Consider the following 15,806-nt stretch of genomic DNA (forward strand, 5'->3'; position numbering starts at 1 on the left):
GGGAAAGTCGGCTTCTTAAAAACGGAAAAACCCCGCCGAAGCAGGGTTTTCCTTGATCAACTGCCAGACAGGCTTACTTGTTGTTCGCCTCGTCCCGCAGTTCACGGCGCAGAATTTTGCCTACGTTGGTCTTGGGCAGTTCGTCACGGAACTCAAACTGCTTGGGTACCTTGTAGGCGGTGAGCCGCTCGCGACAGAATTCCTTGAGTTCGTTTTCTGTCACGCCTTCAGCCGCGGGCACCAGGTAAACCTTGACCGCCTCGCCACTCTTGCTATCGGGTACGCCAACGGCGGCACACTCGACCACCTTCGGATGGCTGCTTACCACATCCTCAATCTCGTTCGGGAATACGTTGAAACCCGAAACGATGATCATGTCTTTCTTCCGATCGACGATGCGGATGTAGCCATCTTCCTGGATCAGGGCGATATCACCGGTACGCAGGTAGCCGTCCTCGGTGAAGGATTTCTGGGTATCTTCCGGGCGCTGCCAGTAACCGCGCATGACCTGCGGGCCTTTCACACACAGCTCGCCAGGCTCGCCCAGGGGCGTCTCATTGCCCTCTTCATCGATGGTTATGACCTGCGTGGACGGAATCGGCAGACCAATGGTGCCAATCTGAATGGCGCTATGCGGATTAAATGTGACCACCGGTGAAGTTTCGGTCATCCCGAAGCCTTCGCAAATTTCACAACCGGTGACCCGCTCCCACATTTTGGCGGTGTCGCTGGTCAGCGCCATACCGCCGGACGATGTCAGCTTCAGACTGCTGAAGTCCAAATCCTGGAATTCTTCGTTGTTGCAAAGCGCAACAAACAGGGTGTTCAGGCCGAGGAAGGCGGTGAACTTGTGGTTCTTCAGTTCCTTCACGAAGCCCGGAATATCCCGCGGGTTCGGAATCAGCACGTTGTGGGCGCCGGCCTCGAGCATGATGCCGCAGTTCAGGGTAAAGGAATAAATGTGGTAGAGCGGCAGGGGCGCAATCACCACTTCCTGTCCCTCAACCACCATGTCTTCCATCATCGGGCGGGTCTGCAGCAGGTTGGCTACCAGGTTACCGTGGGTGAGCATTGCGCCTTTCGCCACACCAGTGGTACCACCGGTGTACTGGAGCACGGCAATGTCGTCCTGCTTGCACTCTACGGGGGTGAATTTCTCACGGGCGCCTGCACTGAGGACTGCCGGAAGCTTGTGCGCCTGGGGGATATTGAACGGCGGCACCATCTTCTTGACGTGCTTGACCACGGCATTCATCAGGGTGCGCTTGATCGGCGAATGCATGTCCGCGATTTCGGTAACAATCACGTGCTCAATGCCGGTATGTGGCAGCACCTTCTCGGCGTTCTCGGCCATGTTGGCAAGAACCACCAGGGCCTTGGCGCCTGAATCGTTGAACTGGTGCTCCATCTCCCGCGTGGTATAAAGCGGGTTGGTATTCACCACAATCAGGCCAGCCCGCATGGCGCCAAACACAACAACCGGGTACTGACTGACGTTAGGCATTTGCACAGCGATACGGTCGCCAGGCTTCAGATCTGTCTTGTTCTGGAGCCACGCTGCAAAGTTGCGGCTCTGGGTGTCGAGGTCACGGTAAGTGAGAGTTGCGCCAACAGCACTGAATGCGGGACGATCAGCATATTTTTTCACTGACTGCTCGAACACATCCACCATGCTTTTGTACTTGTTCAGGTCGACCTCGCGGGGCACGCCGGCGGGGTATTTATCCTGATAGAACTGCTCAAAATCCATCACCATCTCCTGTTTGGCGCTTTTGATTGTAATGATTTACCAATGTCAGGTTGTTCAAAAAATCAACCCTACAAAAGTATCAGCCTCAAAAAAGTGGGGAGAGAATAGCAGTTTTGTAACCGATGAGGTAGTTTTCGAGACTCTTACCCGAACACCTGTACTCAAATGACAACAGTGCGGAGCACGCGATGAGCGATACCCTTGATACCCTGGAAAATATCACCTACGACGAGCTGAACGAGGGCGACACCGCCACCTTTACGCGCACCCTCACCGAGGACGAACTGGTGCTGTTTGCAGCGGTCTCCGGTGATGTAAACCCGGTACACCTGGACTCCGAATTTGCAGCCGGCTCCATGTTCAAGGAGCGAATTGCCCATGGTATGTGGAGCGGCTCCCTGATCTCGGCGGCGCTGGCAACCGTAATGCCCGGCCCCGGTACCATCTACCTTGACCAGAGCCTGTCCTTCAAGCGTCCGGTGAAACTGGACGACACTCTCACCGTTCAGTTGAAAATCCTGCGCAAGGAACCGAAAGGCCGTGTCGTTGTCGAGTGCGACGTACGCAATCAGAACGATCAGAAGGTGGTCATTGGGGAAGCGAAGGTCATCGCACCATCAGAGAAAGTGTCGCTGCACAAACCCCGGTTGCCGAAAATCACCATCGAGAACTGAGCTCCCCGTATCGGGCAGTCCCCCCGCTGGCTGCCCGATTGCCTTATCAGCCGGGCAGGAAGTCAATCGGAAATCTGACCTTCCGGGCCTCAACATTGTCAGCCCCGAAATTGAACAGCCGCACCCGCATGGCAATCCGCTGTTCCAGCGTGGGGTGCTGGAGCTCTGAGCTGACCACCTCACAGGCGGACACCGAGCCATCCGGCTCTATGACCAGCTCCAACAACACCTTGCCCTCGAGGGTCGGGTCCTGCCGCAGCTCCCGCCGGTACATGGAATAGAGCGCCGTTTTCTGGGCATCGAATACTTGCCGGATATTACTCATTGCCCGCTCGCCAACCGATGGTTCGGCCTTTGCCGGCTTGGCGGCCACTTCTCGGGATTCCTCCTCGGGAACATCAACCGTTCTGACCTCATGCTCAGCCACAGCGACGGTGGTTTCCGGCGCCGGAGCATCTTCAACACCACCGCTTCCACTGAGGACTTGCTGAGAATCCCTGGGCGATTTCGTTGCTTCGGCCGCTGCCGGCTGGGTATTGACCGCAAACTCACGGGCTGGTGTGGGTTCGGGCGCCCTGAGTGAAGCCAGCTTGTCTCTCATAGCCAACAGACCGGAACGGGACGCTTTTTCCCGGGCCTGCTCGGTGGTCTGCTTCGGCTCGGATACGGCCTTAGGTTCGGGTTCTGGTTTCGGGGCAGGCGCAGGGTCGGGTTCAACCTTGGCCACTTTCGGTTCCGGCTGCCTTGGTTTCTCTTTCTTCACTTCCGGCTCTGGCTCAGGTTCTGGCTCGGGCTGGGCGGGTTCCGGTGTGACCAACGGTTTCGGCTTCTCCACCAGCCGCGCCAGCCGGGGAGGAACCTTCTCGGCCTGACTGCGCTCAACCTCCGGTACATCCAGCATCGGGATCAGGAACGCCGGCGGCAAAAACAGCGCCAGCATCAACAATACAATACCCGTAAATCTTCGACTCTCGTTGAGATCACGACTCCATGGCAGCCCCGAACGCTCTGTTGGGGAATATCCGTTCTCAGCCATTGCGGACCTCCCCTTCCACAGCGAGGCGCACCTGTCGATATTGTTCATCAACACAGGTCTGCATGACCTTGCGAAGCAATCGGTAATCGGTATCCCGACCCGCCATTATGGTTACCTCGAGCCCCTCCTCGGGAATTTCAGACCAGCGGTTGCGGCGCCAGGTAAGTTCTTCCGACAGACCGGCGATAAAGGTGTCACTGGTCTCAATGCCATCCAGTCTAGCCACTTCGCTCCCCTGGACCAGAATGGCATTGCCCGTTACCTGAACTGTCAGGCTCTCAACCGCCTCCTGTTGAGCCGTGGAATTTGGCAAAGGCACGTCTGCAGTGTTCTGCATCACCTTCACATCCGAGGAATTCACCATCAGGAAAAACACCAGGATGGTGAAGATGTCCATCAGCGACACCAGGTTCAGGCCCCCGGGCTTGTGCATCCGGCCGTAATGCCGACGAATTCTTTTCGCCTTTCGGGACGTTCTCATGCGCCCTCCCCTGATTCGGCACTGGCGTTTACGGCAAGCTGTCTGTCCTCAGGCGCATCCATCAGAGAGACATCAGGAAACAGCTCCCCCTCAACCACGCTGGCCGCAACCACGGCCGGATAAGAGCGGACGGTATCCATGGCCGTGACCAGCGTCTGGTAATCGACGTCCGGTCCGACTTCCAACACCACGTCGGTTTTATCCGGCACACGGGTTTTTATCTGCCGAAGTACCTGACGAAGGTTCGCAAAATCCTGCCCCTCCTGGCCCACGGGCAGCACCCGGATCAGACCGCGGTCACTGTCGGCGATCTCGATACCTTGCGGAATCAAAGTAACCACGAGCCGGAATTCCTCAGGCTCCGGCGCCTGCCCGGATTCCATACCCGGAAAGTTCAGCTCGATCATCCGGACCTGGCTGAACACCATGCCAAGCAACAGGACGGGTACCAGCACAATCATGAGATTGAGAAAGGCGGTGATATCCAGCTCCGGCGAACTAGTTAACCTGCGGTGACGGCGTCTCATGGTTCAGACACAATGTTCAGCAACTTCACCCCGGCCATTTCGAAACTGTCGACAATCTCGTTGGTGCGGGTTTGGAGCACCGCATGGAACATAAGCAACGGGATCGCCGACATCAGGCCAAAGGCCGTGGTGTTCATGGCCACGGAAATACTTTCTGAGAGCAGGCTGGCTTTCTGGGAAGGATCGGCCGCCGCCACGGCGGTAAACGCCGCAATAAGACCGATAATGGTTCCCAAAAGGCCGAGCAGCGTAGCGATATTGGCCAGGGTCGCCAGGTACTGGGTGCGTTTTTCCAGGCGCGGCAGCACTTCCATCAGGCCCTCTTCCATGGCGTACTCGATATCCTCTCGCCGGCTGTTGCTGAGCAACCGGCCAATACCGGCCCCCATGATCGAGGCAATGGCACTGTCGGAGTTGGTGGCAGCTTTCATGGCCCGCTGATAATCCCGTTTTCTCAGCAGCGGAAGGATGCCGCGCTCAAAGGCAACCCGGTTACGCCGCCGCACCGCCGACAGATAAAAGAACCGCTCAAGAGTGATGGCCAGCCCCAACGCCAATACGATGGCAATGGGGTACATGAAGGGCCCGCCTTCCTGGAAAAAACGTACGATGGTGTCCAGCATTATTGTTCTCCCGTTATTATTGCGCAGTCACTGCTGAGTCTCCGAGGGGACTCAGGATCATAGGGTTGAGGTTTTCGCGAAACAGACGGTGCCGCTCCAGGGCGACCGGATCAGCCGGACGGACCAGTTCCGGCGCCTCGTCATTGAGATCTGCCCTTGGCCGTCTTGGCAGGCTCGGCGCCTGCCAAGGCAATATGTAAAGTACCCGGGGCTCGTCTTCGCCAAGACTTGCAGACAGGCCCTCAACACTGAGCCTGACAGTGTCATCCTGATCCGCCTGCGCCTGGTTGAGGAACAGCACCTGAAGGCCGGACAACAGGAGCGCAGTAAAGAGGTTTTTAGAGGTTTTCCGGCTACCAACCATTTATTCCAGCCTCCTTTCCAGGTCCGCAATCCACCCGGCCACCTCCTGGTCGTCTGCTTTCGTCAGTTCCCGGTAACGGTTGTAGTGCGTGAGGGCTGTTTTCAGATCCAGCAGATAGAGCTCAGCAATCACCGCCAGATTGAAGTGCAGCTCCGCCACATCCGGTGAGTGGGCAATGCCTGTTTCCAGCAATTTGACGGCTTCGGCGAACCGGTACTGATCCTTCAGGACCAGCGCCAGATTGTTCACGGTAACCGCATTGGTCGGGTCCAATTCCACGGCTTTCTGCCAGGCGTCCACGGCCGCACCTTTGCGACCTTCCTCGAAGGCCTTGCGCCCTTCCTTTTCAAAGCTTGCCGCCATTTCCGGATCGGCTTTGACCGGCTCCTCTGGCTGCCGGACTTCCTGACCGGCACAACCGGCGAGAAACACCAGCAGCAGGAATGCCCAACACAGCCCTGCCTTACGCAACGGATTACACCCCATCGTTAGACTCCATGTTCCAGCTGAGCCACTTGACACTCCGCTCGTAACGTCCCGGGTGTAGTTCCGCAAGAACGCCAAGGCTGCGACCTATCCAGGCGTCATAGCCCTCTGATGTAATCCGGCGGTGGTTTTCAGTGTGCAGTTGAATGGCCTTCTCTTCGAAGGGATACGCCTCTTCTTCAAGCAGCATCTGGTACTGCATGGCCTCAAGCTCATTCAGGTCCGAAGGTACTGCGGATGTCATCAGGTCTTTGGCCAGGCCCCGGTAGAGCTCCGCGCGGCGGAACAACGACTCAGACAGAACGCGCTCCCCGCCGAGAGCTTCGGCATCCAGGAATCGCTGTCGAGCAGTTTCCAATGCCTTCTGCTTGCGCGCGAGAGAGTGCTCCAGAGGCTGACTCAGGCTGATGCTGGTAAACGCGGCAGCCGCACGGGCGCCAAGCACCAGAGAAGACCGGGATGCCCACTCAAGGGTGTCGGCACTGTGCCAGGCGCTGTCCAGCTCTGACCGGACCAGTGCTTCCCGCCAGTAATCCGGATCGTCACCGGTTTCTACCAGGCGATAACGAAAGGTCTGGAGCCGCTCATGTTCCGATCCGTCGCCAGCCTTCGGGACGGTAGCGAGATAGTCCCTGTACAGGGCATTCCGTTCCGCTACATTGCCCGCCTCATTCAGCAATTCCGCAGCCCGCAGCCGCAATTGCCAGGGGTTGGCATGATTTTCAGCGGCCTGCAGCAATTCGGATGCTGCCTGGGTGGGTTTATCGGACTGAATCCAGGCGTGTACCAGCTTTTCACTGATACCCGCAGTCAGCTCATGTTGCGGGTGGTCGATACGGAACTCCTGCAGGTCGACAACAGCGGCTGTCCAGTCTGATGCCCTGAGCAAGGTATTGGCGGCGTCGTAACGGGCCCGGATGGCTATTTCCGAGCCAGGTAACACTGAATCAACCCGCCGGAAATGCCCCACAGCCTCTCCAAGCTTGCCCTGGGATGCACCCACTTCCCCCTGGCGATAAACAGCGGTCGCCAGTTGCCTGCGAATGGCCGCCAACTGGTCGCCGGTCACATCCTTGAGCTGATCGCTCTCGGCAAGATCCAGCGCCTGATTCCAGGCCCGTTCCGCCAGTCCGAAATCACCTTCTTTCTGGCGGATCCGGGCCGTCACCTGCCAGGTCGCGTATCGCTCTGCCGGCGATGCCCCTAGGGCGGTAAGAACCAGCGAAGCATAGTGTAATCCCCGCTCATGGTTGCCGGCAGCAAGCCAGCGGGCAGCCAGATCCGCCATCAGGCCGGAACCCCTGTTATCACCCGCGAATCGCTCGTTAAAACGATTGGCTTCGACTGAAAGATCCTGCAGCCCGGGTCTGAATTCGGCAGCCCCGTTCTGCTGGTCGACGCCGTCTCTCAACAGGGTGACGGCGGCCCAGGCAGCATCAGCCGCCTCACTGTAACCGGGTGCTTCGTAGGCAGCCTTGCGAAAGTTATCCAGCGCTCTCGGAAAATGCCCGGCCTGCAGTCGGGCATCCCCGGCAAGTCGCAAGACCTCGCCGCTCTGGCCGACCCGGGGCGCCAGTCCTTCATAGTAAGTGGCGGCCTGTGCAAAGGCAGACTCAGAGTTTGCCACCTGCCCCTGTTCCGCCGAGCGGGCGCCCAAATCATAGTGATAGTCCGCCAGCCGTCTGCTGAAGCTCCGCCACTTGTCCTGCTGGCCCCCATTCAGCTTGGCGAAGGCGGAATCCACGCTATAGCTGTCGACGAATCGGGCTCGGGCCGTACGAACCCGGTCCGCGTCACCCGCCGCTTGCCAGACATCCACCACCTGCAACCGAAAGGCGGGAACGGAACGGTGATTGGGGGAATACTCGATGAACGCCCGGTTAGCGGCAACACTGGCGCTGGTCTCTCCCTGGATGGCGTAGTAGTCCGCGAGCCGGTCAAACAACAGGTGTTCCCAGGGGCGCGGCTGGTCCTTGTCCAGCCACGCAATGAGGGTGTCCGGCCCACCTTTTCGGGCTGCCATCAATGCCAGCACCCTGAAGGTATCATCGATGGTGTCCACAACGGATTCACTGACCGACTCAAGACTCTGTTCCTGCGGCAGAAACTCGTCCAGAACCTCGACAAAGGTGGCTGCGGCCCTGTTCCATGCAGACGGGCCCTTTTTGAACTGGCTCCAGCCAAGCATGTATCTGGCCTTGGTGCTGAACTCTTTGCTGTCGCCGGATTCAATCAATTGCCGGTAGCCGGTTTCTGCCTCAGCATAATGGCCAGCTGCAAAGGCGGATTCCGCCAACCGGAACCGGGCCTCCGGTACCAGAGAGGAATCAGGATAGAGCCCGACCAGCTGTTTCAGCCTCTGGATCGACGCATCCTGCTGTCCTGTAAGGGCATGGGCCTTGGCCATCTGGTAAAGCAGTTCATCCAGCCGCCCACCATAGGAGCCGCGCGCCAGAATGGACTCGTAGCTGCTGATCGCTTCGCTATAGACCCTTTCCTCTTCAGCCGGAGAAAACCCTATGTCTTCACCTGAACGGTCCCGGATATTGCTGAGGCGGTTAAGGGCATCAATCCGGACCTCTGGCTCGTCCGAGGTCTGGAAAAGGCGATGGTAACGACGAGCAACTTCCGAAGGCGAGATTGCCGGCATCGGCCGGCTTTCAAAGGTCAGGAACACCGGACGCATATCCCCGATGGTCTCGCCGTCCCGGCCCAGTTCCACACGAAAAGATTCCTGGGCCACAGCCGGCGCTACCAGCAGTAAGGAAAGGCAGAGGCTCTGAAACGGCCGGATCATGGTTGGGTCTCCTCCAGGTTCTGAAGGGCGAGATATTCATAAAGGTGAGCAATCTGCTGTTCGGTTTTGTCCAGAGCGAAGGCCATCTGCTGGTCCCTGGCTTCGACATAGTCGAGAGCCAGTTCGTCCAACGCCGTTTCAGATGTTTCAAGCAACTGACGAACAGACAACAACAGCATTTCGTTGCGCTCTGTCAGCGCAGCGGCAGAGCGACGTAACCGTTCCAGGATCTCCGGTTGCCCCGATGCCTTGCTCCGGACCTGACTCAATCGGGTCTGGGCATCCGAGAGGGTTTTCCGAAGAGCCTGGATGCGAGGTTGCTGGCCGGGCCCGGCGCTATCCGCGAGGCGCTGCAGCCGTGCACCGAGCTCTTCCCCCCGCGCATTAAGATCAGCGGTGCTTTGCCTGGATTCCTGCTGATGGATGCCGACCAGCTGTTCTCTCAGAGCACCCTGAAACACCTCAAGATCGTGATCATGGCGTTCAAGTTTTACCGCCATCGAACGAAGGGCTGCCACTCGCCCTGCAGCCCTCTGGACGTCAGGGTCCTCCATGAAGCCAAGAAGATAGGCCATCCGCGGCTGGGTCAGTGTGCGGCTGTCGGCCAGAAACCAGTCGACCCCGGTTTCCCGGGCATCGTCCACCAGGGTTTTATAGGCCCCCTGTTCCCGAATCTTTCCGGCCAGTTTGCGAAGGGTCACCCGTTCACTCTCGAATGCAGCGTTAGCGGCAAGGTAGGCTTCTCCGGCCTGCCCGAGATAGCCGGAAAGATCGTAGCCGCGCCCCATGCCAATCCAGGCGTCGGCAACCCCGGGGTATGCCAGGGGATATTTCCTGGCCCGATGCCAGCTCTGCATGGCGGCCCGGTGATTGCCCTTTTCTGCCAGGGCCAGACCATGGAGGTAAAGGGCCCTTGGCGTGTTGAAACTATCGAGATCGACCTTCTCCAGAAAGCTGATGGCTTTATCGAACTCGCCGTGCTGGTAGGCAAGGTAGCCCGCGCGGACCAGCAGATTATTCTTCAGGTGCTGGCTGCGCTCGGAATTGGCATCACCGTCCGACATGGCTAACGCCACCCGCAGCGCAACCAGCGCCCTGGCGGGGTTGAGATCGGTTTTCGCGTAATCGCTGGCAAGATTGAGGTAACCCAGAGCCGCCCAGTAGCCTTCTTTCATACCGGCCAGGATTCGCCCGGCCTCATCAGTACGGCCCGCGGTTCGTGCCTTCTCAGCATCTTCATAGAGTGCTTGCTGTCGTCCATCCCCAAGATCCACGCCGACTTCTCCGGCTTGCCGGAATTGCTTGAGACCAGAAAGGACGGCGTCCGGCATTGCCGGAGTGGCCGCCACGGAAAAACCGGAAACTGTCAAAGGCAACACAAACAGCAGGACCCGGAACATCATGGCGCCCTACTCCCATTCCATGAACGAAACCCGAGGTTCGTAATCGGGCGCCCGTGCTTCCAAGCTCATCTGCAGACGGAGCACACCGGGGCGTTTTCTGAACCGATGGGTGGATTCCCGCCGTACGAAATCATCATCGGCAGAGCGGGCAGTAATCACCGTTTTCAACTCATGCTCGCCGTTTTCCAGGTTCCCGGTGAACAACTGCTGGATGCCGCCGCGCTCAAGCGATGCCCGCTCTCTATCGGAATACAGGTGGGAAGCCACAGGCTTGCCATTAACGAACAGCTCAACGGAATCAAGGTCGAGGGCATCCCGGCTTTGAAGTGTCAGAAAAACTGCCAGCCGCGTATTGGCTGGATGAAGGACCTTCTGTTCGAGCGCGAATACGCGCTCGGAATGACTGGCGACCTCGGCACTCAGGCGCTCGAGCTCGTCGTCAAGCCCGGCCGCAGCCGTCGCTGGAGCAGACAGCAATGCCAGAACCACTGACCCGATGGCGAGTACCCTTTGGTCTGCTATCCGGCGTCTTTGTGTTTGTTGTGTGCCGAACATAAGCCTCCTGCCTCTGTAACTCATGCAAACTTCTGTAACAGATCGGCAGAAAGCGTAACACTTGGTAACTGCCAAGAACGGTATCCAGATCACCAAATGAAAAACGCGAGTCAGGCAATTGAAGATTCGGGAAAGTGTCGAGTAATTTGACGGTATTCAGAATGGGGAGGAATGTCAGAGCCAGGAATTCGCCCAACTGGATTTTTAAACGACTGTTTTAACAGCTTTTAATCCAACTGGCCCTGTATTTGCTCCTGGAAAGCGGCGGGAGTGCCTTCAGGCAACCCCGCTTGATATGCCGAGCTTTGCCGATGCTCTCAACCGCATCGGCTTTTTTTATTTACTCATGATCTTCCTGACCTCCCACTCCACCAGCCGGTTCGGGAGGGAGGTCAGTGAGTATGGGTACCCGGGATCTGTATCAGCAGGCTATCGCCGGCCGGTTCCCTCATGCCGGCAATGCCTCCCCTTCCCGGGACTCCCGGTAAAACGCCTCCAGCAGTGCCTGGGGTGTCAGCCCGGGGTTCTTCTTACGCAGGGATTCCATGCGGCGGTTTCCAGCCTGCAGGGCCTCGGAGGGCCTGGCCCACTGGTCTTCGGGAAGGGGCTGTGACCACTCGTGCAGCTCAACCGGGAGGCTCCTGGGGATCAGGTTGTTGACCCGCCATTCCGTGAGTTTGTGGGCCAGGTAGCGCTGGAAGAACCAGTCGCCCACCTTCTTCCACAGCCAGGCGCCCATGGGTTTTTCCCGACGGGCCTGGCGGCAGCTTGCCTTGTAATGGGCCAGGGTGCCGTAGTCCCGGGGATCGGGGCAGGCCTCCGGGCCGTCCTCCATGAACCAGCGAATACTTTCCCACTGGGCCAGACCCACGGTTTCATGGCCTACCGCCACGGACGCCGCCGCCTTCGCCGTTTCCGCGTGGTCCGGGTCCGGCACGGCCAGGGTCAGCATCGTGCGTTCGGTAAAGATCGAGGGGCCCATATCCTGCTGTTTCTGGACGTAGGCCACCAACTGCTCCCAGGGGTGATAAACGTACTCCAGGCGGGGCTTGTGTTTCTTGTGCAGGTGCAAGCCGATGAGGATGTAGGGGATGAAGACGAGACTTTCAAGAAATAACGCACCCAGGCTCCAATACACGAAAGACCTCTGAAATTCATCCAACGGGCCCTCATGAAGAAACGGAGCCATAACGCCGAAACTCGTAAAAAGATAGATGGTGTAGATCCCCACAGAAGCATCCCTGCCCCAAAACGGGATTTTGACCTCCTTCCCCCCCACCCAACACGGCATGGCCACTTCCCGCTTCTGGCGATTAAGCCGAATGGGGGGGCCTTCCTTGATGGCCTTATTGGTGTTGTAGTGGATCACTATGCCAAAGGGAGCGGTAAAAAACAGGCTGCCAACGACAGCTGCAATAGTTGGCTCCCACACAAACCTATCATTGTGCAAATAGAAGGCAATCGTGACGTATACCATTGCCAAACACAGCAGAATGCACAGGCTCAAAAACATCAACGACAATTCAGACGCAAACACCAGGCTCCCACCCTGCAGATCCATCCAGACCGGGTTCTTGCGGCGTATCCAGTCCGCCGGGTCCGACGGACGGGCACCGGAAGCCACCGGCAGGGGGCTCAGCGCCAGCAGATCTCCGTCAGCTGCCTTCCGGCGCTCTCCGGCTCTCAGGGGGTGATCGCTCATGCCTTATCCTTTTGCGGGCGTAGTGCCCGGTAGTTTATCAGCAAGGGTTCCAGCCGTTCATCAGGCCTCTCACGGAACCGCATCTGCTGCCAGACCTTGTCTTCGTTGGTTGCAATGTGGGGCACGTTGCCGCGCTCGCCCAGTTCGAGGAGGCAATGGAAGGCTTCGCCACTCCCCGGCAACCAGCGGGTAACGCCGTCCGGCTTATAGCGTACCGCGATATACAGCCGGTTAACGGCTTCCAGCTCATCAAACAACAGGCTCACCTGCAACGAAACGCCCCCCTGGTCACAGCCTGTGACCAGGAAGCGGTCGCGCCAGTCTTCCGATGACCAGGACCACTCCACGCCCTGGCGTTCCAGCACCACCCATTCCGCATTATCGGCCTTCAAGGCGGACACACCGGGCAGTGTCAGCCGCAGGGCACAGTACCGGAAACGCCCTTGGAGGGCCTCCCTTTCGGCCATCACACTCAGTTCGGGCTGGTAGACCACCTTGGCGAGCTGGTAGCGCTGTTCGTCGGCGGGCCAGCCCTTAGAGGCCTTGCCCCAGGCACTGCTTTCGCACCACGCCTGGAGTTCGCTTCGCTTGTAGCGGTTGTAGATGTATTGGCCCACCAGCACGAATAACGTGCCGGCCCACAGCCAGGCGTTCATTCCTCGAAGCAGGCCGCCGCCAAGTTGAAGCATACTTTTGTGAACTGATGCCCAGGTAACGTCGGCGGCTTGCTTCACAAGGACATGATAAATGCCCGTTGAGCCTGTCCAGGCTATACGGCCGCTCCCGAAGATAATCATTGAATCCCCGGCAAGAGTTACCCCTGCACCAACTTTGGAGCCAGTCGTGTTTTCCTGTTTTGTTAACTCCATAAACTGTTTAATACCATCCGCACCCGCCGCAAAAAAACCGCCCCAGGCCGCAATCGTTCCACCCCAGACGTTAGCCCGGGCAAGCCGTGTGAGCACCGTTTCCGCCTTGCTGACCGACTGGTAGTAGTAATTCAGCCGGGCGCTGGCAACGATGGTGCTGACACTGGCGACAGCGCCAATGGTCCCGAAGCCTGAGCCCAAGGTGTCCCATAGTTCGCCGATATCGCCATCCATTAACTTTTTCCAGGAGCTGGCGAAACCAGCAAAGCTCACAAGTCCCATAAATGAAACCACCCCAAGCCCCCCGATCCGCCTGGTGATGTCCATCATATCCTCGCCATGCACCAGGCCACGGGCGTGGTCGAATACCGCCTTCATGCCGGAGCGTTTCCTCAGGGCCTCCAGTTCCTTGATTTCCGCGTTGACCGCCCTCGCTTCTGCGGTGTTTTGCAGGCCGCCGAGCCGGAGGATACCGTCGTACTGGTTGCCCTCGGAAGGGATGAATTTCTGCAGCTTTTCGGCGGCGCCCTTGAATCGGGCTTCCTCCAGCTTCCTGGCATCGCGGAGCCTTCGAATCTCATTGTCGTAGCGATCTTTATGGGTACGCTGAAGGGGCCGTTTCCAGGCCTGGCGCTCGTTCTCCAGGCGAACTTCCTGCTGTTGCAGTGTTGCGTAGCGACGGGAGTAGGTTTCCATGTCGCTGATCAGGTCATCCACGATCTTCAACGTGGCCCCATCGGCAATCTCCAGGTCCAGCTTGAAAACCAACTGGTTGTCCAGCAGGTGGGCGCGCAGGCCCGGTTTCATCCGTTTGAACACGTCGTGGAGCCGCTCGTGCAGCCGTGCGCTGCTGGCCTTTTCCACCAGGTTAAACAGTTCCTGCCTGGCGGAAACCGTCAACTGGGCCAGCCGGTTGCTTAACTCGGCGCTCAGTGCCGGGGTCAGGGTCGCGAACCGGAGCTGCGGATTCTCGGACAGGGTCTGTACCCACTCCTGATGGGCCGAGGCGTTTTCGTGGGCCCCCACAATCGTGTTATACACGTCGAGCACCCTGGCAACCGAGCCGGTGTAGGCGGACGGGTCAATGTCGAAGGCCGCCAGATGCTGGTGCCCTACCTCACCAAAGTAGTAGGAGCGGATGAAGCTGTAATCGCCAGAGGCCAGGGCGTAGTCGTTCAGGACATTGATCAGGGCATTATCAAGCTTCAGGAAGGCGCTGTAGGCCTCTTCTTCCTGCCGGTCATAAAGGTGGCCGAACAAATGGTATTTCGGCAAAAGGGTTTGCAGCGAACCAATAATCGCCCTTTTTTCACGATCAAACCCTGCCAGCCGGGTTTCGGCACTTTCCAGGTACTCGTTCATTGCATCCACCTGGACAAAATCACGGATACCACGCTCGCCGCTCAGGCTGCCATGTTCCGCCTCATCCTGGCTCTTGTGCAGGGCTTGGAGTACCACCTCCAGGGTTTCCCGGGAGGTGGCCAGTTCATCCGCCAACCCGGAAACACGCTCGTTCTGTTCGTGGCGCGCCACCACCACATCGGCTGGCGAGTGGCGCACATCAAGGGGCCCTGCCTGGTAGCGTTTCGCCAGGTTGGCCACCCGTTTCCTCTGCTCGGCCGAGGCGTTGGCAATGCGCGCCAGTGCGTCTATCCGGTCGGGGTCTTCGGCCGTGCTTAGCAGCGCATCGACGAACGAGGCAACGGTGTTTTCGTCCAGTTCAATCAGGCTCTGGATAAAACTGGCGGAGTAGTAGCGGGCGTCCTCCCCGGCCAACCAGTCGGAATGGGCGGCATCGACGGTGCTCCATGCATCGAGAAGGTCATTGATTTGTCCGGTGAGGTCGTCCAGCAACAGGTAGGCATGGTCTTTGTCGTACTTGGCAAGGCGATGCGCAAAGGGTTCCTGGCCGCCCTGTTCGGACGGCGCAGCCCAATACCATTGTTCAAATGCCTGCCCGTCGGATGTCTCACCCGTTGCGGGATGAGCCAGATGTTGTTCCAGTGCTTCCTTGGGCAGCAGGTGCCTGGAACCCGCTTCCACACAGTAGCCTTCAAGATCAACCACGCGCATGACCTGGCGTCGATAATCCGGCCAACCCAGGAGCATGCTGCATTTCTTGGCCGTTAACTGGGTTTCGCAAAACAGCACCTCAATACGGCCCTGCCGGGGCACAACGATGGCGGGCTCGGCCGAGAGGCCCTGCCTCTGGTCCCGGGTGGCGTCGTCGCCTTCCCAGAGGCGTTTCTCCACGGAGCCCCCGGCGGTGATGATGTACTCCTGGAGGATGTCGGGGGCGCTGGAATGGAAAAGGTATAAATACCCGTCACGCACGGGGCGTACGCCAAGGGGCCGGAAATCTGTTTCGTGCAGGGGATCCATCGCCTGCAGTTCGGGCTTTTGCTCCACGTAGGCGTAGCGCACGGGGATGAGCTGAATATCGTCCAGGGTCAGGGGGCAACTGCCAATGGCCGTGGTGTCTGCCATGCTCATGCGGTCGGCTGCCGCGATGGGGTGGGTCAGGGTAGCTGTCATGGGG

General features: G+C 58.6%; 13 protein-coding genes. 1 reads left to right on the forward strand and 12 read right to left on the reverse strand.

Features of this window, described 5'->3' with window-relative positions:
* Positions 1-73: 73 nt before the first annotated feature.
* On the reverse strand, positions 74-1,750 hold the full coding sequence (locus ACO06L_RS04210; protein ID WP_202347646.1) for a long-chain fatty acid--CoA ligase: 1,677 nt from the start codon (positions 1,748-1,750) through the stop codon (positions 74-76).
* Between the two features lie 188 nt (positions 1,751-1,938).
* Here ACO06L_RS04210 and ACO06L_RS04215 point away from each other — a divergent pair, with 188 nt between their 5' ends.
* Positions 1,939-2,424, forward strand: coding sequence for a MaoC/PaaZ C-terminal domain-containing protein (locus ACO06L_RS04215; protein WP_064226954.1), 486 nt, complete (start codon positions 1,939-1,941; stop codon positions 2,422-2,424).
* Between the two features lie 46 nt (positions 2,425-2,470).
* Here the strand turns inward: ACO06L_RS04215 and ACO06L_RS04220 are convergent, their stop codons facing one another.
* From ACO06L_RS04220 to ACO06L_RS04270, 11 genes are all read right to left on the reverse strand, one after another.
* Positions 2,471-3,460 (reverse strand): AgmX/PglI C-terminal domain-containing protein, encoded by a 990-nt coding sequence (locus ACO06L_RS04220; RefSeq protein WP_227715974.1) that lies wholly within the window; start codon positions 3,458-3,460, stop codon positions 2,471-2,473.
* On the reverse strand, positions 3,453-3,941 hold the full coding sequence (locus ACO06L_RS04225; RefSeq protein ID WP_202347647.1) for an ExbD/TolR family protein: 489 nt from the start codon (positions 3,939-3,941) through the stop codon (positions 3,453-3,455). The genes ACO06L_RS04220 and ACO06L_RS04225 overlap by 8 nt, the downstream gene beginning before the upstream one ends.
* Positions 3,938-4,468, reverse strand: coding sequence for an ExbD/TolR family protein (locus ACO06L_RS04230; RefSeq protein WP_202347648.1), 531 nt, complete (start codon positions 4,466-4,468; stop codon positions 3,938-3,940). Before ACO06L_RS04230 ends, ACO06L_RS04225 begins: the two co-directional genes overlap by 4 nt.
* Positions 4,465-5,091, reverse strand: a complete 627-nt coding sequence (locus ACO06L_RS04235) for a MotA/TolQ/ExbB proton channel family protein (RefSeq protein ID WP_064226958.1) — start codon at positions 5,089-5,091, stop codon at positions 4,465-4,467. Before ACO06L_RS04235 ends, ACO06L_RS04230 begins: the two co-directional genes overlap by 4 nt.
* A 16-nt stretch (positions 5,092-5,107) precedes the next feature.
* On the reverse strand, positions 5,108-5,455 hold the full coding sequence (locus ACO06L_RS04240) for a hypothetical protein (RefSeq protein ID WP_202347649.1): 348 nt from the start codon (positions 5,453-5,455) through the stop codon (positions 5,108-5,110).
* On the reverse strand, positions 5,456-5,941 hold the full coding sequence (locus ACO06L_RS04245) for a tetratricopeptide repeat protein (protein ID WP_202347650.1): 486 nt from the start codon (positions 5,939-5,941) through the stop codon (positions 5,456-5,458).
* A complete protein-coding gene (locus ACO06L_RS04250; protein ID WP_202347651.1) occupies positions 5,931-8,738 on the reverse strand; it encodes a tetratricopeptide repeat protein in 2,808 nt (935 codons plus the stop codon). Before ACO06L_RS04250 ends, ACO06L_RS04245 begins: the two co-directional genes overlap by 11 nt.
* Positions 8,735-10,141, reverse strand: coding sequence for a tetratricopeptide repeat protein (locus tag ACO06L_RS04255; protein WP_202347652.1), 1,407 nt, complete (start codon positions 10,139-10,141; stop codon positions 8,735-8,737). The genes ACO06L_RS04250 and ACO06L_RS04255 overlap by 4 nt, the downstream gene beginning before the upstream one ends.
* A 6-nt stretch (positions 10,142-10,147) precedes the next feature.
* Complete coding sequence (locus tag ACO06L_RS04260) at positions 10,148-10,696, reverse strand: hypothetical protein (protein ID WP_227715973.1); 549 nt, start codon at positions 10,694-10,696, stop codon at positions 10,148-10,150.
* A gap of 448 nt (positions 10,697-11,144) precedes the next feature.
* Complete coding sequence (locus ACO06L_RS04265) at positions 11,145-12,398, reverse strand: hypothetical protein (protein WP_202347653.1); 1,254 nt, start codon at positions 12,396-12,398, stop codon at positions 11,145-11,147.
* Positions 12,395-15,802, reverse strand: coding sequence for a toxin VasX (locus ACO06L_RS04270; protein ID WP_202347654.1), 3,408 nt, complete (start codon positions 15,800-15,802; stop codon positions 12,395-12,397). The genes ACO06L_RS04265 and ACO06L_RS04270 overlap by 4 nt, the downstream gene beginning before the upstream one ends.
* Positions 15,803-15,806: the final 4 nt, after the last annotated feature.

This window comes from Marinobacter sp., assembly GCF_965229985.1.
Lineage (GTDB): Bacteria > Pseudomonadota > Gammaproteobacteria > Pseudomonadales > Oleiphilaceae > Marinobacter.